Below are 23971 nucleotides of genomic sequence, written 5' to 3' on the forward strand. Positions count from 1 at the left end.
CAAAATCCACTGTGGGAGAGGTTCTCACGAGAATAGCGTCGGCGCGATCGGTGAAAACCGGTCCGCGATGCGAGATGTGCGCAGTCGACATCGGCGAGGACCACCAGCACGTCGTCGATGTCTCGGTGCGCGCCCTTTTGTGCGTCTGTCGACCGTGTTACCTGCTTTTTGCCCCGGTGGACGCTGATCTGCGTTACAAGGCAGTGCCGGATCGATACGAGGAACTCGACGATTTCGAGCTGGGTCCTGGTCGATGGGAATCACTGGAAATTCCGGTGAATCTGGCGTTCTTCTTCCGCAATTCCGTGTTGGACAAATTCATTGCGTTTTATCCCGGTCCGGCGGGGGCCACGGAATCCGAGCTACCCATCGATGCTTTCGCAGCGGTGATGCGGGAGAATCCGCGAACGAGCACCATGCGAGCCGATGTCGAGGCCTTGATCGTTCACGTTGTTCCGGGCGACCTGGTTCCCCGATGTTTCATCGTGCCGATCGACGCCTGTTACGAGTTGGTTGGCCGATTGCGGAAGGTGTGGCGCGGTTTCGACGGCGGCCAGGATGCACGCACCGAGATCGCGGAGTTCTTCCACAGAGTCGAGGAACGGTCGCGATGACCGCCTTGGAGTTCTCCGTCGTGGACATGGTGGTCGACCCGTACGCGGTGACCCCCAATCTCATAGTGAAACTGAAGATTTCGGAGTCCACCGGAACACCTGTGCGGGCGTTGGCCGTGCGAGCACAGGTTCGGATCGAACCACACCGACGGCCGTACTCCGCATCCGAAGAAGACGCGCTGCTCGATTTGTTCGGCCGGCGTGAACGTTGGTCGAGTACCCTACGAACCTTCCTCTGGATGGAATGCTCGACGGTGGTTCAGGGGTTCTCCGGAGTTACGGTCGCCGATCTTCCTATGCCGTGTACGTATGACGTAGCGGTGACCGCATCCAAGTACATGCATGCCCTGCAGGACGGCACGGTGCCCGTCGTCGTGCTGTTGAGCGGCACCGTCTTCACCGATGGCAGTCGCGGATTCTCGGTCGAGCAAATCCCGTGGGACAGGTCGGCGTCGTACGACATGCCGGTGGCCACGTGGAAGCACTTGATCGAGACGCATTACCCCGGTTCGGGTTGGGTACGCCTCGATCATGACACCATTGCGGAACTCACCCGGTTCAAAGCCGCACACGGTTACACCGACCTGGAATCCACGGTCGGCGCGCTCTTGGCGGGGAACGAGGTGCCGCAATGACACACGCGGGTGTCGACCATGACGTTCGGGCCGTTGCCGACGCGATCCTGTACGAGGGTTACCTGCTCTACCCGTACCGGGCGAATTCGGGGAAGAACCAGTCGCGCTGGCAGTTCGGTGTGCTCGGTCCACCGGGAGCGGCAGAGTTGGGTGTCGGTGAGGAATCAGGGATGTCGGCCCAAGCCGTCGTGGCCGCCGATGCCGGCGATCTGCGTGTCACATTGCGGTTTCTCCACCTTCAGCGCAGAACAGTCCAACGGCGTATCGATCCGGACGGCTGGGAGTCCGTGCATCACGTGATTTCCGGTGACCACGAATGGATTTCGTGGGACGAAGCAAGTGAATGTGAGATCGAGTCGGGTCCGTACCGGCTCACGGACCTCGGCGAAGTGCGAAGCCTGGCTTTCGAGGTTCCGGCCTTCTTTGAGATCGAACCGATCCTGGATGCGACCGGCGCATCTCTCGGTCGGATTGTGCGCACCCGGGCTGCGTTGTCCGGCCTCGTCGATCTTCAGGTTGCACCGGGTAGGTCGGATCAGGTTGTGTTGTCGATGAATGTTCGAAACACCACCGAGATCGTGGCGGTCGACAAACATTCGGCGCCGGCGTATTCACTGCTCGGGGCGCATGTGATCTTGGCGTGCGACACGCCGTCGTTCATCTCGCTCTTCAGCGTGAATGACGAGAAGGCTCACGAATACACGTTGATTCAGGATCGTTGTTATCCGGTGTTGGCCGGTACGCCCAATCCAGCGTTGCCGGACCGCTCGACCACGGTGCTGGTATCGCCGATCATTCTCTACGACTTTCCCGTGATCGCGGGGCAGAGTGAAGGATCGCTGTTCGATTCCACCGAAATCGACGAGATCCTGTCGCTGCGCATTCTGACGATGACAGACGAGGAGAAAGCGCAGGCACGGGCGACAGATCCGAAAGCCGCCGAGATCATCGATCGTTGTGAGGCCTTGACACCTGCAGGGTTTGCCGACCTCCACGGTGTGCTCCGTGATCCTCATGCCCCGCAGGAGAACGGGCAGGGAAACTCGGCACCGATGCTTCCCGAGGTGCCCGACGGAGTCGACTGGTGGTCGCCCGAGGCCGATACGACGGTGGCGCCCCGAATCGACGGCATCTTGGTGGGCGGTGTGCGGATAGCCGGGGGAAGTATTGTGCGCGTGCACCCGTCGCGGCGCGCCGACGCTCAGGACCTGTTTTTCGCCGGCAAACTCGCCCGTGTCGCCACCATCCACGAAGACGTGGACGGCGATATTCACGTGGGGGTGACGCTGCTCGACGATCCCGCCGCCGACCTGCACAACTGGTACGGCCGCTATCTGTATTTTGCTCCGGACGAGGTGGAACCGGTGCCCGGAGCGCAGGCGCAGAGCAATCGAGAGGAGAACACACTATGAGGGGCATGGGAATGCTGTCGACGGTACTTCTCGGCGCAGTAGCGATCGCTGCGGCAGTCGTGTTGGTGGTGTCGATGCCGGATATTCAACGGTATCTACGGATGCGAAAGATGTAGTCACGCATGCGTGTTCTGGTTGCGGGTGTCGGAAATATCTTTCTCGGCGACGACGGCTTCGGGTCCGAAGTCGTGCGAGCGCTGCAACAAGAGCAACTGCCGGCGGGAGTGCAGTTGGTGGACTACGGAATTCGCGGCGTGCACCTGGCATACGACCTTCTCGAATCGTGGGAGGCCTTGGTTCTGATCGACGCACTGCCACAAGGCGGGAAACCCGGCGCGGTCGAGGTATTCGAGCTGGAGTCCGAAACTGATGACGACACAGTTTCTTCCAGCACGGCAAGACTCGATGCGCATTCGTTGGATCCGAACTCCGTGTTCTCCAGTCTGCGGGCGCTCGGCGGAGCAGCGCCGAGAACGTTTGTCGTTGGTGCGCACGTCGAATCGGTGGACGAGGGGATGGGGTTGACACCCAAGGTTCAGGCTGCCGTGACCGGCGCCGTGTCGGTTGTTCTCGGCCTGGTCAGGTCGATGGCGGCGGACGCCGCAACCGCTGATCAAGGGGCATGACTATGTGCCTGGGTATCCCTGGACGCGTCGTGGCGCTGCTCGACGGATATGGCGGACAACTTGCGCTGGTCGATGTGGAAGGTGCGGCGCGCAAGGTGAACATCGGGATGCTCGACGAGAATACCGTCGGCGCTGGTGACTGGGTTGTCATCCACATGGGCTTTGCCGTCGAGAAGGTGGACGCGAACGGCGCTGCCGAGGCGCTTGCCGGTCTGGAGCTGATGGGTCGGTCGCGCCCCGAGGTCGAGGGCGAGGGCGTGAGTGGGGGCGAGCCATGATCACAGCCATCCGACTTCATGTTCAGGGGGTGGTTCAGGGAGTCGGATTCAGACCGTTCGTGTATTCACTCGCAACCGAATTGGGGCTGACGGGCACGGTGGGCAACTCGCCGCGAGGAGTGGTGATCGACCTCGAGGGGGAGGATCTATCGCTCGCGGAGTTCGCGACGGATCTGCGGGTGCGCCAGCCGCCGTTGGCCAGGATCGACTCGGTGGAATGCGAGCCTGCCCGGGCGTGCGGGCGGTCCGGGTTTCGGATCGTGGACACGGACACGACGACCGCAGGCCGGACGTTGGCACCACCTGATGTCGCGACCTGCGACGATTGCCTGCGCGAGATGGCCGATCCGGGGAACAGACGGTATCGGCATCCCTTCATCACGTGCACTAACTGTGGTCCGCGGTTCACGATCATCGAGGAACTTCCGTACGACCGGGCAGCGACGACGATGCACGGGTTTCCGATGTGCTCGAAATGCGCTGCCGAGTACGCCGATCCAGGTGATCGTCGCTTTCACGCGCAGCCGATTGCGTGTCCGCAGTGTGGTCCGACCCTGACCTTCGTCGATACAGACGCGGATGCTGCTGCCGTTTCGGTGAACGGTGAGAACGCCATGTGCCGGGCGCGAGAGTTGTTGCGTGACGGCAAGATTGTTGCCGTCAAAGGTATCGGGGGGTATCACCTGGCGTGCGATGCCCGAAACGAATCGGCAGTACAGGAATTGCGGCACCGTAAGCACCGCCGCGGTAAGCCGCTTGCCGTGATGGTGCGAGACATCAATGGTGCGTACGCGGTGGGACGGATCAACGAGATGCAGTCGCAGGCGCTGACCGAATGCTCGCGGCCGATCGTGTTGGTGGACAAGGCGTCGAAGTACGACCTTGCGCCTTCGGTGGCGCCGGGAATTCCGGATATCGGAATCATGCTGGCGTACAACCCGATCCAGAATCTCCTGCTCGGTCTTCCCGGTGATGCGGCAGCGCCGACAGCGTTGGTGATGACGTCGGCAAACCTTGGCGGTGAACCAATCCTGTTCCGAGGCACTGATCTGGAGCGAGTGTCCGCGCTCACCGACGGCGTACTGACCCACGATCGCCCGATTCGGGTGCCGTGCGACGATTCCGTCCTGCGTGTAGTCGACGGCCGCCGAGTGATGCTGCGCCGTTCCCGCGGGTATGCACCGTTACCGATCGACTTGCCGTTGGACGTCGACCCGACTCTGGCGGTGGGCGCAGATCTGAAGAACACTTTCGTGGTTGCCGACGGAATGTCGGCCTGGCCGAGTCAACACATCGGAGACATGGGTGATGTTGCCGTGCTGGACGGGTTCACCGCGTCGCAGACGCACTTCGAAGCGATCACCGGCGTCGCACCGAGTCAAGTTGTGTGCGACGAACATCCCCGATACCACTCGTCGGGGTGGGCGAGAAGGCATGCGGCGGGTCGGCCGGTGCGCACGGTGCGACATCATCACGCGCATATCGCCGCGGTGATGGGTGAGAACGGCTGTGACGGCTCCGAACCGGTGATCGGAATGGCCTTCGACGGAACGGGCTACGGAGCCGACGGAGCGGTGTGGGGCGGAGAAATGCTGCTCGCCACGTACAAAGGGTTCCGGCGTCTAGCGCATCTCGGGTACGTGGCCCTGCCGGGCGGTGACGCCGGAGTGGAACGTCCGTACCGCATGGCGATGTCGCACCTGCGTTCGGCGGGGATCGATTGGGACAGTGATCTTCCACCAGTTGCAGCGTGCTCGGCTCGCGAACGCTCCGTCCTCGGTCATCAGTTGGAGACGGGATTCGGCTGTGTGGAGACTTCCAGTATGGGGCGGCTTTTCGACGCAGTCGCCGCACTTGCCGGCGTCCGCCAAAATGTCGAATACGAGGCGCAGGCAGCCATCGAGTTGGAAGGTGTGGCCCGGGGAATCGACTGCGGCAGTGAGTACTACGTGTTCGGTGAACGCGAAGATGACGGCGGGTCGTGGATCGCCGATCCCGGTCCGGTCATACGTTCCGTGGTTGACGACCTACGGAACGGTGTGTCGGCAGGTGTGATCGGTGCGCGCTTCCACGAGAGTGTTGCCCGCTTGGTGGTGACCTGGGCGCGGGCAGCGCGCGCCGCGGCCGGCGTCGACGACGTTGCCTTGAGTGGCGGTGTCTTCCAGAATCCGTTACTCCTGGCACGGTCGCGGGTACTGCTGTCAGATGCTGGATTCCGCCCGCTGACGCACCACGAGTTACCACCGAACGACGGTGGTCTTGCGTACGGCCAAGTGCTGGTCGGGAGTTCGCTGTGAAGTCAGGAGGATAGCCATGTGTTTAGCCGTACCGGGACGTATCGAATCGCTCGAGGATCGTGACGGAACGACAATGTCCGTCGTCAACTTCGGGGGAGTCCGCAAGGAAGTGTGCCTCGAATATATTCCGGGCGCCGCAGTCGGCGAGTACGTCGTTGTCCACGTCGGCTTCGCGATTCAGCGCCTCGACGAGGAATCAGCACAACGCACACTTGCGGAGTTCGAGCACCTCGGAGTGCTCGACGAGGAGTTCGGCGACGGATTTGCTCGCGCAGCCAAGGCTCTGGGAGTCGATCAGAAGGAGAATCAATCATGAAGTACCTGGACGAATTCTCCGACCCCGAGTTGGCCGGCAAATTACTCGATCAGATTCGCACACTCGCTACCCGCCGATGGGCGATCATGGAAGTTTGTGGTGGTCAGACACATTCGATCATTCGTCATGGAATCGATCAACTGCTGCCCGAGCAGATCGAGATGATTCACGGGCCGGGGTGCCCGGTCTGTGTGACGCCGCTGGAGATCATCGACAAAGCGCTCGAGATCGCCGCGCGCCCGGACGTGATCTTCTGCTCTTTCGGCGACATGTTGCGGGTACCAGGTAGTGCGTCTGACCTCTTTCGGATCAAGAGCGCCGGCGGTGATGTGCGCGTGGTCTATTCGCCACTCGACGCGCTGACCATCGCGAAGGAGAATCCGGACCGGGAGGTCGTGTTCTTCGGGATCGGGTTCGAAACCACTGCGCCCGCAAACGCGATGACCGTGTATCAGGCACACCGACTCGGCATCAAGAACTTCTCGTTGCTTGTCTCCCACGTGCTCGTCCCGCCCGCGATGGCGGCGATCATGGACTCCCCGGAGTGTCGGGTGCAGGCGTTTCTCGCCGCGGGTCACGTGTGCAGTGTGATGGGGACGTCGGAGTACCCAGCTCTGGCAGAGAAGTACCGGGTTCCTATCGTCGTCACAGGGTTCGAACCCCTCGATTTGCTCGAGGGCATCAGAAAGACCGTGCTGCAGTTGGAAACCGGTAGGTACGAGGTGGAGAATGCCTATGCGCGGGCTGTGACGGCCCAGGGAAATGTTGCAGCCAAGGCGATGCTCGACGATGTGTTCGCGGTCTCCGACCGGACGTGGCGCGGCATCGGTCCCATTCCGGACAGCGGGTGGCAGTTGGCGCCGAAGTACGCGGAATTCGATGCGGAGCAACGATTCTCGGTAACCGACATTCACACCGACGAGTCATCGGTGTGCCGTTCCGGGGAAGTTCTCCAAGGCTTGATCAAGCCGAACGAGTGCGCTGCCTTCGGGAAGGAGTGCACGCCGCGTAATCCGTTGGGGGCCACTATGGTCTCGTCCGAAGGTGCGTGCGCCGCCTACTACCTGTACCGACGCTTGGAACTGCAGGAGGCGGGTCATGGGAGCTGACAACAGTGCGGTGGTAGACCCGGGGGCGTGGGTCTGCCCGCTGCCGCTCCGTGATTCGCCGAATATCGTCATGGGGCACGGCGGTGGCGGAGCGATGTCTGCCGAACTGATCGAGCACCTGTTCCTGCCGGCATTCGGTGACGCGGCTGACGCGGAACTCGGCGATTCCGCTGTGCTCGACATCGGCGGAGTTCGGGTGGCGTTCTCGACGGACTCGTATGTGGTCAAACCGATGGTGTTTCCGGGTGGAAACATCGGCGATCTGGCCGTGAACGGCACGGTCAACGACCTTGCCATGGCCGGTGCGCAGCCACTGGCCATGTCGACTGCCTTCATTCTCGAGGAGGGAACACCGCTCGCCGACATAGCCACGGTGGCGGCCACGCTTGGTGACGCGGCTCGCTTGGCCGGAGTGCGTCTGGTGACCGGCGACACCAAAGTGGTCGACGCTGGTCACGGCGACGGAGTCTTCGTCAACACTGCGGGCATCGGCATAGTGCCAGCCGGTGTCGACATACGGCCGACCCGGGCCGAGGTCGGTGATGCAGTGATCGTCAGTGGTGACATCGGAGTTCACGGCGTGGCGGTGATGAGTTGCCGCGAGGGCCTGGAGTTCGGAACCGAGGTGCGCAGCGACTGCGCCGCACTGAACGGCCTGGTTGCAGACATGATCGCCACCGGCGTGGACATCCACGTCCTTCGCGACCCGACGCGCGGCGGAGTTGCCGCCACGCTCAACGAAATTGCCCAGGCGTCGAATGTCGGTGTTGCGCTCGTGGAACGGAACCTGCCGATTCCCGACGCCGTACGGGATGCCTGCGGATTGTTGGGTCTGGATCCGCTGTATGTGGCTAACGAAGGCAAAATGGTTGCGTTTGTCGCACCCGCCGACGTCGACCTCGTGCTCGATGCCATGCGTGGACACTCGCTGGGAACCGGGGCAACGGTGATCGGGGAGTGCGTGAGCGCGCACTCGGGAATGGTGGTTGCTCGAACCGCACTTGGTGGCAATCGGGTAGTGGATCTCCCTGCTGGTGAACAGCTTCCGCGGATCTGTTGATGACCGGCGTTGATGTTAGCGGCCCGGCATTGTTTGCGAGGTACGCATATCCGCCGAACGAATTGGGGTATTGCGGAGCCGATGATCCGTCGGCACTCTTGCGTCAAGCGGCCGGAACGGTGACAGAGCAGGACCGGGGCCGAGCGCAACAGTTCGACGGTGCGTGGCCGTATCTCGAGGCACTGGCCCAGGCAGCGGGTGTCGACGACCCACTCGAACCACGCGTGATCGAGGCTTACTGGTTGGGTGGATCGCTGCTGGATTCGGTGAACTCGGAAGAGTTGGTTGCGCACCTACGGCATGAATTCGGGACGCGAAACGACGGGGGATTGCTCCCAGATCTGGATGGCCGAGATCGCGCTCTTGCGCATCACAGTTTCCATGTTCTTGCCGTGTATCCGTGGGTGCGGCTTCTTCGGAAACACGGTGCGGTGCCTCTGTCCGTCCTGCAGAACTGCCGAATCAGATGGGGCGAAGTACGTGAAGTGGGTGACGAGTATGCCGAGGTGGAGTCCTCGCCGCTCGCGTTCGACGGTAACCGACTGACCCGCGGTCCGAAGGCGATCGAACACGTGCGATGGAACGTCGACGGCATTCCTCTTGCTCCCGCTCCGGTGCAAGGGAACGTGGTGGCGCTGCACTGGGATTGGCTGTGCGACAGCATCTCGGTGAAGCAAGCTGATGCCTTGGATCATGCCGAAGAGGCGGCACTCGAGATCGTCAACCTGCGACTGCGGGAGCACAGAGTGTAGGCAGGGATTACGACGAATGATGTTGGCATTCAGACGTATCGGCAGAGAATCTGTTAGTCCAACGACGCGCACGCAGTGCACCACGGGCGACCGTCGACGCCGTCAATGCGATCCGAAGGATCGATGCGTGCGGCAAGGATGCAGCTCTCGTTGTCGTGGTAGACATCGAGATCGGAAGGAACCGTCGAGTGGAACGCCGGGACCTTCATGTGCACCTCCGTTGTGGCTCGTCAGGATACGAGCCGAATGGGCTAATGATCGCACCCTCGGCATCATTTCGCTCGGTGGCAGGCGCGACCCGGCGCGGTGCATTGCCTCACCAAGAATTCGATATGTGACTCTGCCCTCTGCTGTCGCAGGGCAATTGCGACGCCGCAGGGCAAACTACGCGCGCGAGTGCGTAATGGCCCTGCGCCGGACGACGGATGCTCCGACGGCGCGCGCCGTCGGCGGATCCCGCGGGGATAGGCTGAACACATGCGCGGAGAGTACAAGGTTCCTGGTGGCAAGCTCGTTGCAGTCGATGTCGAGGTCGAGGATGGGCAGCTGTCCCACGTCGCGGTCTCCGGCGATTTTTTCCTCGAGCCGGACAGCGCGCTGGATGACATCAACGGAGCGCTGACGGGTATGCCGGCGGACGCCAACGTCGAACAGCTCGCGGATGCGATCATCGCCACGCTCGACGAATCTGTGTCGATGATCGGGTTCACCGCGGAGTCGGTCGGCATCGCGATTCGCCGCGCGCTCGGTCACGCCACCAGTTGGGCGGACCACACATTCGACGTTATTCCGCCGGTGGTCCTCGATCCCGCGATGCACGTTGCGCTCGATGAGGTCATCGCGCGTGAGGTGGCGTCCGGTGAGCGTCCTCCGACTCTGCGTTTCTGGGACTGGGATTCGCCGCTGGTCGTGATCGGCTCGTTCCAATCCGTACGCAATGAAGTCGACTCGGAAGCTGCTGCGCGCCACGGTATCGGTGTTGTGCGCCGGATCTCAGGCGGCGGTGCGATGTTCATGGAACCGGGTAACTGCATCACGTACTCGTTGGTGGTACCCGCGTCATTGGTGGAGGGGCTGAGTTTCGAACGGTCGTACGCCTTCCTGGACCAGTGGGTGATGGGCGCACTTGCCGAAGTCGGAATCACCGCGCGCTACGTGCCGCTCAACGACATCGCTTCCGATAAGGGCAAGATCGCCGGTGCCGCACAGAAGCGGTTCGCCGGCGGCACAGTCGTTCATCACGTGACCATGGCCTACGACATCGATGCGGAGAAGATGACGCAGGTTCTGCGAATCGGCCGAGAGAAGATGTCCGACAAGGGAACCAAGAGTGCGGCCAAGCGAGTGGACCCGCTCCGCTCCCAGACCGGAATGACACGCGCCGCGATCTTGACCTCGTTCGAGGAATACTTCCGATCGCAGCACGACACTCGCACCAGTTCCTACACCGAAGCCGAGTTGCAACAGGCGCGTGAGCTGGTGGGGACCAAGTTCAGCACCGAGAAGTGGACGCACCGCGTGCCGTAAGGTGCGTCCACTCGAGCCGGTATGGAACTAAGTCATGCGGTGTGGGGAGTGGGTTGCTCCGCAGTGGATGGGGCGACACCTTCTGTAGCACTGCGACGCGTCACGGTGAATGTTGCAGCGACGCAGAGTATTGCGATGGCGAAGCACGCCAGCGTGTACCAGAGATTTCCGATCGGGTCTCCGTTGCTGGTGGAACCGTCGACGGCACCGAAGAAATCGGGTAGGGCGCTGGCCCAGAGAACGGCCATGATGCACAGGTACACCACGCTGTAGTACTGGACAAACCTGTTGAGGTACGGGGGTGTATCCGACGGCTCGCTGCGCAGCCGGGTCCACTGGCGGATCAACAGTGTTACCGCGACAACCGAGAGGATCACCAGTTCCGCTGCGTAGAGTACTCCTCGGACCGTGTCGCTGCCCGCGCCGAAGACTGTCGCGGGCAACGGCAGGATGAACGTGCCCACTGAGGCCAGGACACCGATGACGATTGTGCGCCAGACCAATTGGAGTCCGGTGAAGTGTTGGCCGTTGTCGACGTGGCGGCCCACGAAGAACTGGACGCAGAATGCCAGCGACATCGGCCACAAGGCCGCGAACACAACAACGCTCGGCAATGGGACGGCGTCGAACATCGGTTGGTTGATCGGGTTTGCCGTCGACCATTCCCACCACCGAAGCTGTGGTCCGAGATGGTCGAAGATCTCGTAGAACGCGTGGTGGACGAAGCCCACGCACACTGCGCCGGCGAGCACACCGTACCGGCGGAACACGCCCAGCATCTTGACAATTTCAAAGGCCAGCGTCGCCATCAGTGGATAGATAGCGATGATGTAGAGGGGGAGTCTGCCCCACAGGAAATCGACGCTGAACACGTTGTGCGCGAACATCGTATCCACGTGCTGTTCGATGCCGAAGGCCGCGGGAAAGTACAGCGGCGGTTCGATGATGAACAGGTAGGCGGTGGCGCCGAACCACAGTACGAGGTTGGTCGGATCGCCATTGCGACGCAAGCGCACGATCGCGAGAATCAGCGCGAGCACCGAGCCGATGATGATGGTCCATTCGAGAACCGGAAGAGTCCAGTTCTCCAGCCCGAAGGGGTTGCGGAGTTCGACCAGTCCGCCCGCTTCTGCGCAGGAGAAGCCGAGTTCCGTGGCGAGTTGGTCGAAGGTGGGGGAACAGAGGTCAGCCATTGTTCGACCGCCCTGTGCTCTTCGATCCTGTGCTGTTCGATTCAGCTGTATACCAGCGGGTTACGTCGTATCCGGCTTCGAAACGTTCGAACCACACGTCGGCCAGGGCAGGCAGGTTCTCGGTGGCGGGGTTGTGCTTGGGCAATTGACTGCGGATCACTCCCCGCAGTGCGGTGAGTTGCTCGCCGAGTGGAAGGACGTCGAACGCGCGAGACATCGGTCCGTTGTCCTGTGCCTCGAGCATCGGCAACCGCTTGCGAAGAAACTGCATGTTGCGATACGACGCGAACATTGCCATCGCGTCGACCTGCCGATCTTCGCGCGGCACATGCTTGTTGAAGCCCAAGGAGGCCAGCCTGATCACCTTCATGACGTGCCGGAAAATTGACGGTGCCATGCGCATCCGGTAGAGATCGCTGCCGACGACGGAGTCGAAGATGATGAGGGCGGAACTCCGGTGTTCGACCTCCTCGACGAAGTGCCAGATGAACAGCGACGCAACTCTGTCGTCGCCGGGGCGGAAAAGTGCTGATTCGTTGTCGAGCATCAGCTTGAACACCGAGGTGAAGGTTGCTTCGAGGTCGGCGGTGTACGCCAGTCGGTAGTTCACCGACGTCTCTGCAGTGAGCTTGTCGAACTCGCCGACCACGTCGTCGAGAGTTTCTTGCAGGCCGGGATATCGCCTGATCAAGCCCTTGACGTGTTGGCGATGCGCCGAAGAATGCTGTCCCTCTTGGCGCATGAACGCGTCGGCTTCCTCGGCGACTGCTCGATCCGTCAACAGCGGTTTGGTCTGCATGATGAGCTTGACGATCATCTTCTCGAAACCGATGGCCAGGAACGAGACGGCATTTGCCATGCTCGAGAAGGCCGGATTCTCCTCGTTCCACAGGAAGGGGACGTCGTAGTCCTCGAAAGCAAAATTCATTTTTCGGACGTGTAGATCAGTCACTTCTCGAAACCTCGTCTTTCCGGAGGGTCGGGTAGGTGGCTGCCCGGATGTCCCGAAAGCCACGCTCTGATTGTGACCATACACAAACTGATGATTGTGTATGGTCACAATTCCGTGATGCGCGCAGAATTCGTGTCGACGGACAGGTGTTAGCCTGGGTTTCTCGATTCGAGTGAGGAATACAGGTAGTGGCGCGAAGACGTGGGTGGGGCGGAAATCCGCCAGTCGACGATGACGACGCAGCTCGTCGAATCGTTTCCACGGCAGTCGATTTGATCGGGCAAACGGGCTCGGCGATCAGCATCGCCGATATCGCGGAGTCGTTGGGTGTGATCCGTCAGACGGTGTATCGGTATTTCCCCAACTCCGACGCTCTGATGCGAGCAGCGGCAATCGCATCGGTCGCCGGATTTCTCGATCGGCTCACTGTCCATGTAAGCGGCATCGAAGATCCCGTCGACGCTATGACCGAGGGTGTTGTCTACACGCTGACCGAGGTCCGCAGAATCCCGCATCTTGGCATTTTGCTGACGGGAACATACTCGAACCTTCACCCCGACGGTCTCACATCGGACGAGGCTCAGGCCTTCGGAATTGCGATGATCAACCGCTTCGACGTTGATTGGAAGAAGTACGGCTACGACGACGCTGCTCTTCGGGAACTCGTCGAATACGTCCTGCGCACGATGCAGTCGTTCTTCATTTCGCCGGGTAATCCACCTCGAAGCGACGACGAACTACGGCAATACCTGCGCCGTTGGATGGGCGCTGGGATCACTGCGCAAACGAAGCGTTCTACGGACCTTGGGTGACAAGGGACAATTGTTTGGAAACCACCGTGGTCAACTTTCGTGGACGACGGGTGTTTCACAGGGATCAAAGACGTTAACCAGGACATGCCCTCCTGTCGTCTGCGCACAGGATCGTGTCGAGTGATCGTCCGGACCCGGACCCGGACACCGGACCGGAGATAGTCATCCGTTTCGGGGTACCGCTGACTTTCACGTCGTAGGCAGAACCCGGCTGGAGCTCGTCGGACAGCGGGCTGTTCGAACTTGTTAGAGCACCGATGGTCACGCGGGCTTGTGCGGTACCTGATTTCTCCCATGTCACATTCCATGTCGCGTTGTCGATGGCCCCACTATTACGACGTAGCTGTCCAGTCCAGTTAGGGAGAAGGTTCAGGGACAGTCCCTTGATTGCCCATTCGTCGCTGTACAGACCGAGGTCAGCGTCCATCGGAGAATCATCGGGACGCATTTCTGCGTATCGGGTTGCATCCCCGCCCATCAACTTCACCGCGTCTCGGGAAATGACGAAACCACTTGCAGTCGAGTCCTCAATGCAGGTGATTCCAGAGGTGTAGTCGCTGGAGCACGTGAAACCGTTCCATTGCAACGATTTCCCATAGTCGAGTACTTCAGGGTTTCCGATTCCTGATCCGGAGAATGGTTGTCCGCCTGTACACAGTCCTCGCACCGGATTCTTAGATCGTCCGATGGCCGCGGCGCCCGAATATTTGGTGATGGTGGAACTGTCGCAATACGCGAGAATATTGTCTCCAGTGTATTCGTTAGCCAGGCACGCTACGTCCGGCCTACCGATACCACCCCCACCCCACTGTCCTGCCAGGTCGGAACCGCTCATCTGACACAAGATATTCCCGGTCGGGGACCTGAAATTTATTTGCGAGGAGCTCACGTCATTATCTGATGCGGATTGCTTGACTTCGATACCGAATCGATCTTCGCCCATAAATGTACGGACGACGCCGTCTATGCTGCTGTAGATGATTTGGAACGCGGTGCTGAAAACCGACATGACGAGTTGATACCCAAAGCTGCCCGCTTTGCCGGCGATCGTTGCCAAGCAGCCCGCATGTGATTTGAGAATGTCGGTCGAGCTCTGGGCGGCGATTGCAGCGCCTCCTTCATACGCGCAGTCGACAACGGATCGTGCCGTGTTGATTTTGTCGAGCTTTTTCGGCCAGCCCAAAGTAGGAACGTTGTCGAGTGTCCAGAAGAAAGCTTGAGTCAGTAGTGGACCCGGACTCGAAGACAGCGTGATGATGTGTGGAAGGTTTCTGGTGGGGTACTCGAGTTGCGTTGATTGACCGGGCTGAACGTAAGAGACGTTTGAACGCTCACCGAGCGCCATTGTTGCGGCGGCAGTTAGGGAATCAGTCGCTCCATTGAATATCGGGAAGGCCCTCGACCAACGAGGGTTCCCGGAGACTTCGAGAGAGGCGGCACCAGATGAGTTCAGAACGACGGCAACACCATTATCGATGGGCTTCAGGCACGGCCAGACAACGTCACGAATGTCGTCGCTGAATGAATTATCGGAGTTGAGGCGTCGAGGCATTTCTGCGACGAGCGTTACCCCGTTGACCGTTACCTCTTCGCCCATGCAGCCAGGAGCGTCGTACTTCTCGCCGGCAAGCGATTGCATGCCCTTTTCCAGCAACTTCAATAGGTTGGCCGGTGACAGGTTTGCAAAGGTGATCCCACTGAGGTGGGCCATCGTAGTGGTGTAGTTCATTCGCCCGTTGCTGCGCGTGGCCGTGACGGGCAATGGCTCGAGGTCGCCGTCGGTGCCGTCAGTGAATGCGAGAACTGTTTCGTCGTCGAGTGCATTGCCGTCCGGGACTTCAACGCTCACCACAATCGGGACTGACGGCTGGATCGAGCCGTTGCCGAGTGTGATGTCCATCGAATGACCCACCGGTTCAAATATTCCGAATTCTTGGCCTGGGAAGATGGTTTCTCGATTATGTGCGATATGCACGGCCACGGTCGTCCCCGCTGGGGCAACGCCCGCTGGACCAGTCACGCGAATGGACTGGCGCTTTCCCAGAAAGTTGATTTCTTTGTCGACGGTGAATCCGTCGGCAGTGACCGAGGTTGTGGCGGTCTCGTCTTGTAGCCGCGTTTGGAATTCGTCCATGATCCTATCGCGGTAGACATATCCCGCAACAGCGAGTGAAATGACCAGAATCAAGCAGAAAAGTTTCTTCACGAGCCGGTTTCCTCCCTACGGACGATGAATAGTATCCGTTCGGGTTGGTGCTCGCCATGTGTTCGAACTGGGCTCGTTTTATCCCAAGATTATTGTGGAAGTGATCGCTCCGGCGCACGAAAGCACGACAACGGTGATCGCCAGCAGATCAGCCCGACGCGGACGCTTCGGATAGGCGGCGATCAATCCCGTTCCACCGCGTGCGGAGATAGCTTCACCCATTTCGGCGGATCTCCGGATCGCCACCGACATCGTGGTGGTGACCAGATCGATAATCGTGTTGTCGGACGCGCTGTGCACCACGCCTTTCGGCCGGAGTCGGCGAGCTGCGGCCAGCGTGAGCATTTCCTCGATCAGGAGGGGGAGGGAGCGAATGCAGAGCGCTGCCGTTGTTGCCCACTCGTCTACCGGGAGTCGTAGGAACCGCAGCGGACGTCCGAGTGTCGCCAGTGCGGGAGCGACGTCGCTCATCGAGGTGGTCCACGCCAACATCAGTGACGCGCACAGCAATATGATTCCAAAGGTGACTGCCCGAAGGTAGAGGTACACGGCGTCGAGGCCGATCGGGAGGTTGACCAGGGCACCGCCCAGCAGTAGCAGCCATATCCACCATGGTGGGCGCGGGATTGCTGTCGGCGGAATGTGGCCGAGTGCGGCGGTGACGACCAGTAGTCCGGTGATCACGGCAATGGACGGCCACGACGGTGCGATCACCATGACGAGGCTGATGAGAACCACGGCGATGATCTTCGTGCCGGCCCACAGTCTGTGGATCGGTGAGGTGGTGGGTACTTCGCGCAGGAGTGTGGTCATCGCCGGGTCTCTTCCAGTGTGACGGGGTTTTCGGTCAGTACGCCGTCAGCGAGGTGAATTGTCCTGCTGCACACGCCATCCATGCCGTCGACGTCGTGTGAGATCACGACCAGCGCGGTGCCGTTGCGTCTGATCCAGGTCAGCACGTTCATGATGGCTGCTCGGCCAGGTGGGTCGAGACCTGCGAGTGGTTCGTCGAGAATAAGCATCTGAGGCTGGCGGACGAGCAAACCGGCGAGCACCACTCTGCGCATCTGCCCGCCGCTCAGTTGGTCGATGCTGCGGCTGGCGAGACGGCGATCGAGTCCGACAGCGTCGAGTGCCCAGGAAACCTGTGTGGACCCGATTTCGGGCCCACCCGCAGCCTCGATGTCCTCGGACACAGTTCGACGTTGCAGTTGCAGCCGCGAGTGCTGGAATGTCAGGCCAACCGAACCCACCTGGCGGGCAATCGGTTTGCCGTCGAACAAGGCCGTACCGGACGTGGGTACCGTCAATCCGGCCATGATCCAGGCCAGCGTGGATTTTCCGGAGCCGTTGCCGCCCAGGACCAATACGCCGTCGCCTGAGCCGATGGTGAGATTGACGTCGGACAACGCGGTGCGCGACCACGGAGTCCGATTGTTGTACGTGTGCGAGAGATTCCTGATCTCGAGGAGGGCCTTGGTGCTGCGCGGCCAGTAGGTGGGCGCCGCCGGCGCTCCGGTGCCGACCATCCAGCCCGGCTCATGTTCGATCTGGCGGCCGTTCTCCAGCTGGATGACCCGGTCTGCTTTGCGGGTGTCGGCCTGATGATGGGTGACAAGAACAACGGCCATATTGTGCCGGCGGGGGAGAGTCGCCAGCAGCTCCACCAGTTCTTCTCGGCCGGTGCGATCGACCATCGCGGTGGCTTCGTCGGCGATGAGTAATGCGGGCCGACGGGCGAGGGCGGCGGCGACAGCAAGGCGCTGCATCTCGCCACCCGAGAGTGACGACGTTTCACGCATCGCCATTCCGCCCAGTCCGACTTCGGTCAAGAGTGCCTCGATATCCGGAACATGCTCAGGCTGCAGGCCCCACACCACGTCGTCGGCGACGCGCGTCCCGAGGATCTGGCTTTCGGGTCGCTGCAGGACCACCGCCGTACCGTCGTGATGGCCGAGGCCCGCGGCGCCCGGTCGCACCAGGAGACCGGTGGACGGCGCCCGACCGGCGAGAAGGCGCGTCAGGGTCGATTTTCCGGAACCGTTGTGACCGACGACGGTGACAAATTCGCCGCGGTCGATCGAGAAGTTGATGTCCGTCAACGCCGGTGTCGAAGAACCCGGGTAGGTGAAGCCGACGTGTTCGAGCGTCAGCGGCAACGGATTGATCGCCCGGTCGTCGGGCGTCGTAGCCAGCGGATCGACTGTGGGAAGTGCAGCCAATCGATCGAGAACGGCACCGAGAACAAAGTAGGAGACAACGGTACTGATGATGATGCCCAGCGTGGCGGACGCGGCAATCCAGATCCACCAGTAATCGATGATGGCACCGATACTGCTTTCGATGACATCGGCCATCCCGATGAAGTACGGAAATCTTCTGAGAATTTCGGCGACACCACGAGCTGTGTTGTCGAGTGAATCCAACAACAGATTTCGTAGCGGTGAGAGAATGAGCAACAGAACTATGGAGAAGAGGGCCAGAACCGGTCCGACAACGCACGACGCCAGTAGCGCGGAAAAGAACCCGCGCCCCCGCCTTTTGACGTTGCCGATAATTCCGCCGAGCAGAGCGCACAGTGCAACCGCAGATGCAGAACCCGAGCCGGCGGCAACAAACGCAACTGCGGTGGCAGCGACCCCGGAGGCCACCACAGCGCGGATTCGGAACCGCTGAGCAACAATCCCCATCGGAACAGCCGCAACAAGATGGAGTGCACTCGCCAGCGGAATAACTGTCGCGATGACGGAAAGAGCGACCGTGAATCCGGCCATCACGGCACCGGTCGCTACCTCGAGTGGGCGCAAGTTGCCGGTTGGCTGAATTTCTGGGCGGATGCTCACCAACTCCAGTGTGCCAGTCGTGACGAAACTCCTGTTGCACTGATGGTGAGCCCATCTGCCCGGTTGCGTAGGCTTTACCTCACAACAATGCATCGGACGGAGCGTGGAAGACGTGAGTGCAGCACCCATCAGGGTTGGGGTTCTGGGAGCCAAGGGCAAGGTCGGCCAGGCAATCTGCGCAGCAGTCGAGGCTGCAGCTGATCTGGAACTGGTTGCGCAAGTAGATACCGGCGATCCGATCGAGACGTTTGTCGACACCCGCACTCAGGTCGTGGTCGACTTCACACATCCCGATGTCGTGATGGGAAACCTGGAGTTTCTCGTAGCCAATCGCATTCACGCCGTGGTCGGCACCACAGGGTTCGACGAGAGTCGCCTGGCGACGGTGCAGTCGTGGGTCGACGCCCAGCCCACCGCCGGTGTCCTGATCGCGCCCAACTTCGCGATCGGCGCAGTGCTGTCGATGCGCTTCGCGGCTGCCGCGGCGCGGTTCTTCGATTCCGTCGAAGTTATCGAACTGCACCATCCTTACAAGGCTGACGCGCCGTCCGGCACCGCGTACCGCACTGCGGCAATGATCGCCGCAGCGCGCGCCGAAGCTGGTGTTGGTCCAAGTCCTGACGCCACGACCACCGAACTCGACGGCGCTCGCGGCGCTGACGTGGACGGTGTGCGCGTGCATTCGGTGCGCATGGCCGGGATGGTCGCGCACCAGGAGGTCATCCTGGGCACACAGGGCGAGACGCTCACCATCCGTCACGATTCCATTGACCGAAACTCTTTTGCTCCGGGTGTCCTGCTTGGCGTTCGCCAGATCGCGTCTCGCCCCGGCCTTACCGTCGGTATCGATTCGTTCCTGGATTTGTGAGCACTACAGGCCTGTGAGTACAACGAAAATGAACAACAAAACCACCCGCACGCTCATCTTGATCACGGCGATCTGCATTGCTTTGGCGGTGTACTTCGTGCTGCTCGGCCAACGCGGAATTCAGCTCATCCAAGACGGCGGCGGCGTGGCCATCGGACTGGGAATCGGTGTTCTCATCCTGCCGTTCCTGGGACTGTGGCTGGTGATCGCAACACTGCGGGCCGGATTCACCCACCAGCGTCTGGCTCAGCAGATCCACGACGAAGGCCTGGCAGTCGACGCGTCCACGCTCCCGAAACTGCCGTCGGGCCGGATCGAGCGCGCTGCAGCCGACGAGTTGTTCGCGAAGGTCAAAGTTGACTGGGAAGCTGATCCCGACAACTGGAAGCAGAACTTCCGTCTCGCCCGCGCCTACGACTACGCGGGCGACCGAAGCCGTGCCCGCGAAACCATGCGCCGGGCAGTGGAATTGGAACGACGCGAGCGCGGCAAGTAGACGCGTCTACTCCGGAACGGTGGTGGGGGACGCCGGATCCGGAGTGGTGGGGTCGAACGGTGGCGGGTTGTCCGGGTCGAAGCTCAACGGTGGAATCGAACACGTCGCTCCCACTTCGGGATACGTCGTGGGATTGAGTCGAAGCGCCGAGATGAACTGATCGATTCGGACGTCGGATGCTTGGTCGACCGCGAGTTGATGTCCCCACGACTGCAACGAGATCGGTGCGTCGAGGGTCGGATAGGGCGACATCAGCATATGGCTATTTCCGCTGACTCGTTCGGCGAGGAGTTCGACGTCGCCGGCGGAGACAAGATCAGGGTTGTACGTGATCCAGACCGCGCCGTGTTCGAGTGAATGAACGGCATTTTCGGTTCGGATCGCCTGTGGATACACAATTCCGGTGCACTTTGCCCAAACCCCGTCGTGTCGACCACCGAACGGTGGTGAATGTGTGTATGCCACACGCTCATTGGGCTGGACGTGAAGTGCCGTTGGGTATTCGACAAACACAACCCCGTCGATGGCTTCCGACGGATCAGGGTTGTCGGCGCTCGGAACAAACGGATCGGGGAGCGGGGTGCCATTGACCGCGTGTGTGCATCCCGCTGCCGCGAGGGCAACGGTGCATGCCAGTGCAATGGCGGCGCCGCTCATCCGAATTCGTGTATTCACCCCGCGATGATAGCGGTCCCGCGGATTGACCCCGAGTCTATGAACCCGTTGATCCCAGGGGCCCGGCCGAGCCTCCTGCCACGGCAAGCGCGGTCGCTCCGCGAAGGACGAGGAGCGGCGGCAGTGGCCCTTGGTAGGCCTCGGATCCGCTGATCAGATCTCCGTCGTTGTTGAATGTGATTGCCTCGCCCTGGGGTTCGTTCGGGAGCGGAACCCGAATCGCTCGGGTGGACAGGGCTTTCGCTATGTCACCGTCGGGGGCTGAATACAGGTAGACGTCGGTGTACGTGCGCAGGGCGACCACCGTGCCGTCGGTGCTGACCGCGCCGCCGGTGACGGCCATTGTTCCCGCTCCGTCGACCGGGCCGCCCGGGGTGGTGGTCGGAGAGAATTGCAGGTGCCCGACCTTGGTCAGTTGTGTCGGAACGGTGGTGCTCAGGTCATGCACATTCTGGTTACCGACGGGTGCGTAGGCATTACTCGACCCGAGGTAGTCCTTCGTCACGATGACGGGCATTCCGTTGGTCGAGATGAGCAAGGTCTCGGCGTCATGTGCGCCGTCGGGATATGTCAGCACACGTGGCGTGGCCGCTTCCGCGCGGGACGGATCGAATCCGATCAGCGCTACGGACGTACGGAGCTTGTTGTTGTCCCCGATGTCGGCAAGCCACAGAGTGCCGTCGGGAGTGGAGTCGAGATCTTCGACATCGTAGGTCTCAGTTCCCACCGGTAGCCAGCGAGTGACCTGACAGGTCGAATCGATTTCGGCAATCCGGTCGTCTGCCCCGCTGTCGCCGAGTGCGTACATTCCGGCGGCAGTCTCTGCCAACCCGGACAGTTCGGTGAGGCCGGTGTCAGTCGGGGTGCACAACACCTCGAAGGTTGGGGATACCTGCTGCGCAGTTGCGGTTCCGAACTGAATTCCGGTGACGAGGACAGTCAATGCACCGGCGACCATCGCAGCGCGGCGGGTTGGCGCGTGCATTCGATTCACAGGGAACCCTCCAGGCGAGAAGCCAGAGACGAATTAAGATGTATCACCCAAAACGGTACTGGACGCTCGACCTGTTGGTATCAAAATGAGTGCATCGGCCGGAAGGAGGCCACTAATCGGCAAGACCTTCGGATAGATCGAATGCGCTGAGAATCGTTCGGAACTTGGTACTGGTTTCACGCAGTTCCGTATCGGGATCCGACGATGCAACAATTCCGCCACCGGCGTAGGCCTTCGCAGAGAGGCCGTCAGCCGCGATCTCAGCGCATCGGATGGCAACCATCCATTCTCCGTCGCCGGTCCGATCGCACCATCCGATTGCACCTGCGTAAAAGCCGCGATCGTCCTCGGTCTCGGTGATGTGATCGCGAGCGACATCGGTCGGTGTTCCGCAGATCGCCGGAGTGGGGTGCAGTGCAAGCGCGAGTTCGAGCGCCGTTGTGTTCGGGTCGGCCAGTACCCCTTCGATCTTGGTACCGAGGTGCCAGAGTTGAGGCGTGCGGAGCAGTTCGGGAGTGCTTGGCGCTGAGAATGATCGGCACAGTGGTCCGAGAACCGCGCTGATCGAATCGACGACAAATTTGTGCTCGGACAAATCCTTGGTGGACGCCAGGAGCTCCTGGGCGTGTGCTTCGTCCTGCTGCGAATCAGGGTGTCGTGCAATCGAACCTGCGAGCGGGTGGCAGGTGACTATGTCTCCGCGGCGTTCGATCAGGACTTCCGGCGTCGAACCGACCAAGGCTCGCCCGCGATATTTCCCGCCGGCCGGGGAGAGGTCGACGCAGAACCCGTTGTGCGAGTGATCGAGCGAGATCAATTTCCGCGTGAGTGCTGTGGGCGCGATCGGCGATTCGGTTGCGATTGCGAGCGTGCGTGCGAGAACGACCTTGTCCAATTCGCCCGCCTGCAGTCGCGTGATCGCACCGCGAACTCGTCGGGTGTGCTCGAGAGGGCTTGGTTCGCATCCGGCGACTGCCGCGGGGGGAAGAGCCACCGCGCCAGAGTGATATAAATCACCCCTCGTGCGGGTGAAACTCAGCGGTGCGGTGAGCGCGCACGGCGTTGACGGAGCGAAGGGGAGGGCGCCGACAACCGAGTCGATCCGCCCAGTCTTGAGTCCCTCGACAGCGTCGAACGCCGAGTCGAATTCTTCTACCACTCCGGAGGTCTGAACCGAGGTCTGCCTGCGGGAGAGCAGGAAAACTGAATCCGCTCCGTTGTCAGATCGGTTGGTGTGCAACGGGTATTCGGCGACTTCGGCCAGTGCAAACATGGACGCCCTTCCAGATTGTCCGGAACTATTGCTATGTTGAGGCTAGCCTTAGTTGTGCGAGATTTGTGGGTCCACTTTCGAGTTGGGTACCAACGTACCAATATGGTTAGGCTGGCCTAAAGTCATTCCGTATTCGTACTATACGAGGAGATCGATGAGCGCCACTGTGGACCGGGCCCGGATTGTGCGTGACGTCGCCGAAGTTCTGTCGATGAGGGCAGAACAACTCGGCGACGACACGGATCTGACCGATGAGGGCCTGGACTCGGTGCGGCTCATGATGCTGGTCGAACAGTGGCGCGCCGACGGAGCGGATGCGGATTTTGCCGAGTTGGCGGAAGAGCAGACCATCAATGCATGGGTTGAGGTCCTCTGCCCGCAGTAAGCGGCCATGCCTGCAGTAGGCGCGTCGTATTCTCGTGGGCGTGAAGACTTTGTTGGTGGTTCACCATTCGCCCTCGCCTGCAACGCATGAATTGCTTGATGCCGTGCTGGCAGGCGCCCGTGATCCGGAGATCGAGGGCGTCGAGGTTATTGCCGTCCCGGCATTGTCGGCGACAGTGCCCGACGTACTCGGTGCTGACGGCTATATTTTCGGAACCACCGCGAATTTCGGCTATATGTCCGGGGCATTGAAGTACTTTTTCGACACCACCTATTACCAGTGCTTGGGCGCCGTGTCGGAGCGTCCGTACGGATTGTGGGTGCACGGAAACAATGACACTGCCGGTGCTGTGTCGTCGGTGCGGGCACTTGCAACCGGCCTGGGTTTGGTTCCGGTGGCCGACCCACTCGAAGTGATTGTGCCCGTGGACAAATCCATCCGTGAGCAGTGCTACGAATTGGGTGGAACCGTCGCTGCCACCGTGATGGGCTAACGCATTCCATTTCTGATTCCATCCCACATTTTGATACAGCAGTGGTGTCGCCGGACATGAAGTAGTTGTTGGTTCAATAAGATTCGGTGTTTCACCTGCGGTAATTGTCGGAAATCATCGGCTTGTCGGCGGTTGCAGAAATTGCCCTGAGTGAG

At 60.9% G+C, this 23971-nt stretch carries 26 protein-coding genes; 17 read left to right on the forward strand and 9 right to left on the reverse strand.

What is annotated here, in order from left to right:
• The first annotated feature begins 11 nt into the window (after positions 1-11).
• Genes V2B23_RS00420 through V2B23_RS00470 form a run of 11 tightly spaced genes read left to right on the forward strand, consistent with a single transcriptional unit; the run spans position 12 to position 9099 of the window.
• Complete coding sequence (locus V2B23_RS00420) at positions 12-614, forward strand: DUF5947 family protein (protein ID WP_430949144.1); 603 nt, start codon at positions 12-14, stop codon at positions 612-614.
• Positions 611-1249, forward strand: a complete 639-nt coding sequence (locus tag V2B23_RS00425; protein WP_430948535.1) for a DUF6084 family protein — start codon at positions 611-613, stop codon at positions 1247-1249. The genes V2B23_RS00420 and V2B23_RS00425 overlap by 4 nt, the downstream gene beginning before the upstream one ends.
• The gene (locus V2B23_RS00430; RefSeq protein ID WP_430948536.1) at positions 1246-2661 is read left to right on the forward strand and encodes a hypothetical protein; all 1416 of its coding nucleotides are present in this window, start codon (positions 1246-1248) and stop codon (positions 2659-2661) included. Before V2B23_RS00425 ends, V2B23_RS00430 begins: the two co-directional genes overlap by 4 nt.
• Positions 2658-2777, forward strand: coding sequence for a DUF6893 family small protein (locus V2B23_RS00435; RefSeq protein ID WP_430948537.1), 120 nt, complete (start codon positions 2658-2660; stop codon positions 2775-2777). The genes V2B23_RS00430 and V2B23_RS00435 overlap by 4 nt, the downstream gene beginning before the upstream one ends.
• Positions 2778-2783: 6 nt before the next feature.
• Positions 2784-3287, forward strand: coding sequence for a hydrogenase maturation protease (locus V2B23_RS00440; RefSeq protein ID WP_430948538.1), 504 nt, complete (start codon positions 2784-2786; stop codon positions 3285-3287).
• A gap of 2 nt (positions 3288-3289) precedes the next feature.
• On the forward strand, positions 3290-3565 hold the full coding sequence (locus tag V2B23_RS00445) for a HypC/HybG/HupF family hydrogenase formation chaperone (RefSeq protein WP_430949145.1): 276 nt from the start codon (positions 3290-3292) through the stop codon (positions 3563-3565).
• Positions 3562-5862, forward strand: a complete 2301-nt coding sequence (hypF, locus tag V2B23_RS00450) for a carbamoyltransferase HypF (protein WP_430948539.1) — start codon at positions 3562-3564, stop codon at positions 5860-5862. The genes V2B23_RS00445 and hypF overlap by 4 nt, the downstream gene beginning before the upstream one ends.
• 16 nt (positions 5863-5878) lie before the next feature.
• Positions 5879-6178 carry a HypC/HybG/HupF family hydrogenase formation chaperone gene (locus tag V2B23_RS00455; protein WP_033234887.1) on the forward strand — a complete coding sequence of 100 codons (300 nt, stop codon included), beginning with the start codon at positions 5879-5881 and terminating at the stop codon, positions 6176-6178.
• Positions 6175-7287, forward strand: a complete 1113-nt coding sequence (gene hypD, locus V2B23_RS00460) for a hydrogenase formation protein HypD (RefSeq protein WP_430948540.1) — start codon at positions 6175-6177, stop codon at positions 7285-7287. Before V2B23_RS00455 ends, hypD begins: the two co-directional genes overlap by 4 nt.
• Complete coding sequence (gene hypE / locus V2B23_RS00465; RefSeq protein ID WP_430948541.1) at positions 7277-8347, forward strand: hydrogenase expression/formation protein HypE; 1071 nt, start codon at positions 7277-7279, stop codon at positions 8345-8347. Before hypD ends, hypE begins: the two co-directional genes overlap by 11 nt.
• Positions 8347-9099: a DUF6390 family protein gene (locus V2B23_RS00470; RefSeq protein WP_430948542.1), complete on the forward strand. Its 753-nt coding sequence runs from the start codon at positions 8347-8349 to the stop codon at positions 9097-9099. Before hypE ends, V2B23_RS00470 begins: the two co-directional genes overlap by 1 nt.
• Positions 9100-9152: 53 nt before the next feature.
• Here V2B23_RS00470 and V2B23_RS00475 read toward each other — a convergent pair whose 3' ends face one another.
• Positions 9153-9308 carry a hypothetical protein gene (locus V2B23_RS00475; protein ID WP_430948543.1) on the reverse strand — a complete coding sequence of 52 codons (156 nt, stop codon included), beginning with the start codon at positions 9306-9308 and terminating at the stop codon, positions 9153-9155.
• A gap of 268 nt (positions 9309-9576) precedes the next feature.
• Between V2B23_RS00475 and V2B23_RS00480 the strand changes: the two genes are divergently transcribed.
• A complete protein-coding gene (locus V2B23_RS00480) occupies positions 9577-10626 on the forward strand; it encodes a lipoate--protein ligase family protein (RefSeq protein WP_430948544.1) in 1050 nt (349 codons plus the stop codon).
• A 32-nt stretch (positions 10627-10658) separates the two neighbouring features.
• On the opposite strand, the gene V2B23_RS00485 is transcribed toward V2B23_RS00480, so the two are convergent.
• Together V2B23_RS00485 and V2B23_RS00490 are read right to left on the reverse strand one after the other, a co-directional pair.
• Positions 10659-11819, reverse strand: coding sequence for a hypothetical protein (locus V2B23_RS00485; RefSeq protein ID WP_430948545.1), 1161 nt, complete (start codon positions 11817-11819; stop codon positions 10659-10661).
• Positions 11812-12771: a metal-dependent hydrolase gene (locus V2B23_RS00490; protein WP_430948546.1), complete on the reverse strand. Its 960-nt coding sequence runs from the start codon at positions 12769-12771 to the stop codon at positions 11812-11814. Before V2B23_RS00490 ends, V2B23_RS00485 begins: the two co-directional genes overlap by 8 nt.
• 188 nt (positions 12772-12959) lie before the next feature.
• Between V2B23_RS00490 and V2B23_RS00495 the strand changes: the two genes are divergently transcribed.
• Entirely contained in the window at positions 12960-13583 is a 624-nt protein-coding gene (locus V2B23_RS00495) for a TetR/AcrR family transcriptional regulator (protein WP_430948547.1), read from the forward strand.
• A 73-nt stretch (positions 13584-13656) separates the two neighbouring features.
• On the opposite strand, the gene V2B23_RS00500 is transcribed toward V2B23_RS00495, so the two are convergent.
• The 3 genes from V2B23_RS00500 to V2B23_RS00510 form a co-directional block, all read right to left on the reverse strand.
• Positions 13657-15789 (reverse strand): hypothetical protein, encoded by a 2133-nt coding sequence (locus V2B23_RS00500; RefSeq protein WP_430948548.1) that lies wholly within the window; start codon positions 15787-15789, stop codon positions 13657-13659.
• 78 nt (positions 15790-15867) lie between these two features.
• Positions 15868-16602 (reverse strand): energy-coupling factor transporter transmembrane component T family protein, encoded by a 735-nt coding sequence (locus tag V2B23_RS00505; protein ID WP_430948549.1) that lies wholly within the window; start codon positions 16600-16602, stop codon positions 15868-15870.
• The gene (locus V2B23_RS00510; protein ID WP_430948550.1) at positions 16599-18632 is read right to left on the reverse strand and encodes an ATP-binding cassette domain-containing protein; all 2034 of its coding nucleotides are present in this window, start codon (positions 18630-18632) and stop codon (positions 16599-16601) included. Before V2B23_RS00510 ends, V2B23_RS00505 begins: the two co-directional genes overlap by 4 nt.
• A 103-nt stretch (positions 18633-18735) precedes the next feature.
• Between V2B23_RS00510 and dapB the strand changes: the two genes are divergently transcribed.
• Positions 18736-19500 carry a 4-hydroxy-tetrahydrodipicolinate reductase gene (gene dapB / locus V2B23_RS00515; RefSeq protein WP_430948551.1) on the forward strand — a complete coding sequence of 255 codons (765 nt, stop codon included), beginning with the start codon at positions 18736-18738 and terminating at the stop codon, positions 19498-19500.
• Between the two features lie 28 nt (positions 19501-19528).
• Positions 19529-19996 (forward strand): hypothetical protein, encoded by a 468-nt coding sequence (locus V2B23_RS00520; RefSeq protein ID WP_430949146.1) that lies wholly within the window; start codon positions 19529-19531, stop codon positions 19994-19996.
• A gap of 6 nt (positions 19997-20002) precedes the next feature.
• Here V2B23_RS00520 and V2B23_RS00525 read toward each other — a convergent pair whose 3' ends face one another.
• The 3 genes from V2B23_RS00525 to V2B23_RS00535 all read right to left on the reverse strand — a co-directional run bounded on the left by V2B23_RS00525 (position 20003) and on the right by V2B23_RS00535 (position 22938).
• Positions 20003-20653, reverse strand: coding sequence for a DUF3105 domain-containing protein (locus V2B23_RS00525; RefSeq protein ID WP_430949147.1), 651 nt, complete (start codon positions 20651-20653; stop codon positions 20003-20005).
• Positions 20654-20708: 55 nt separating this feature from the next.
• Positions 20709-21656 carry a hypothetical protein gene (locus tag V2B23_RS00530; protein WP_430949148.1) on the reverse strand — a complete coding sequence of 316 codons (948 nt, stop codon included), beginning with the start codon at positions 21654-21656 and terminating at the stop codon, positions 20709-20711.
• Positions 21657-21777: 121 nt separating this feature from the next.
• Entirely contained in the window at positions 21778-22938 is a 1161-nt protein-coding gene (locus V2B23_RS00535; RefSeq protein ID WP_430948552.1) for an isochorismate synthase, read from the reverse strand.
• Between the two features lie 154 nt (positions 22939-23092).
• Between V2B23_RS00535 and V2B23_RS00540 the strand changes: the two genes are divergently transcribed.
• Complete coding sequence (locus tag V2B23_RS00540) at positions 23093-23323, forward strand: phosphopantetheine-binding protein (protein WP_430948553.1); 231 nt, start codon at positions 23093-23095, stop codon at positions 23321-23323.
• A gap of 40 nt (positions 23324-23363) precedes the next feature.
• Positions 23364-23816: a flavodoxin family protein gene (locus V2B23_RS00545; protein ID WP_430948554.1), complete on the forward strand. Its 453-nt coding sequence runs from the start codon at positions 23364-23366 to the stop codon at positions 23814-23816.
• Positions 23817-23971: the final 155 nt, after the last annotated feature.

It is taken from the genome of Rhodococcus sp. 24CO (genome assembly GCF_050586165.1).
Lineage (GTDB): Bacteria > Actinomycetota > Actinomycetes > Mycobacteriales > Mycobacteriaceae > Rhodococcus_F.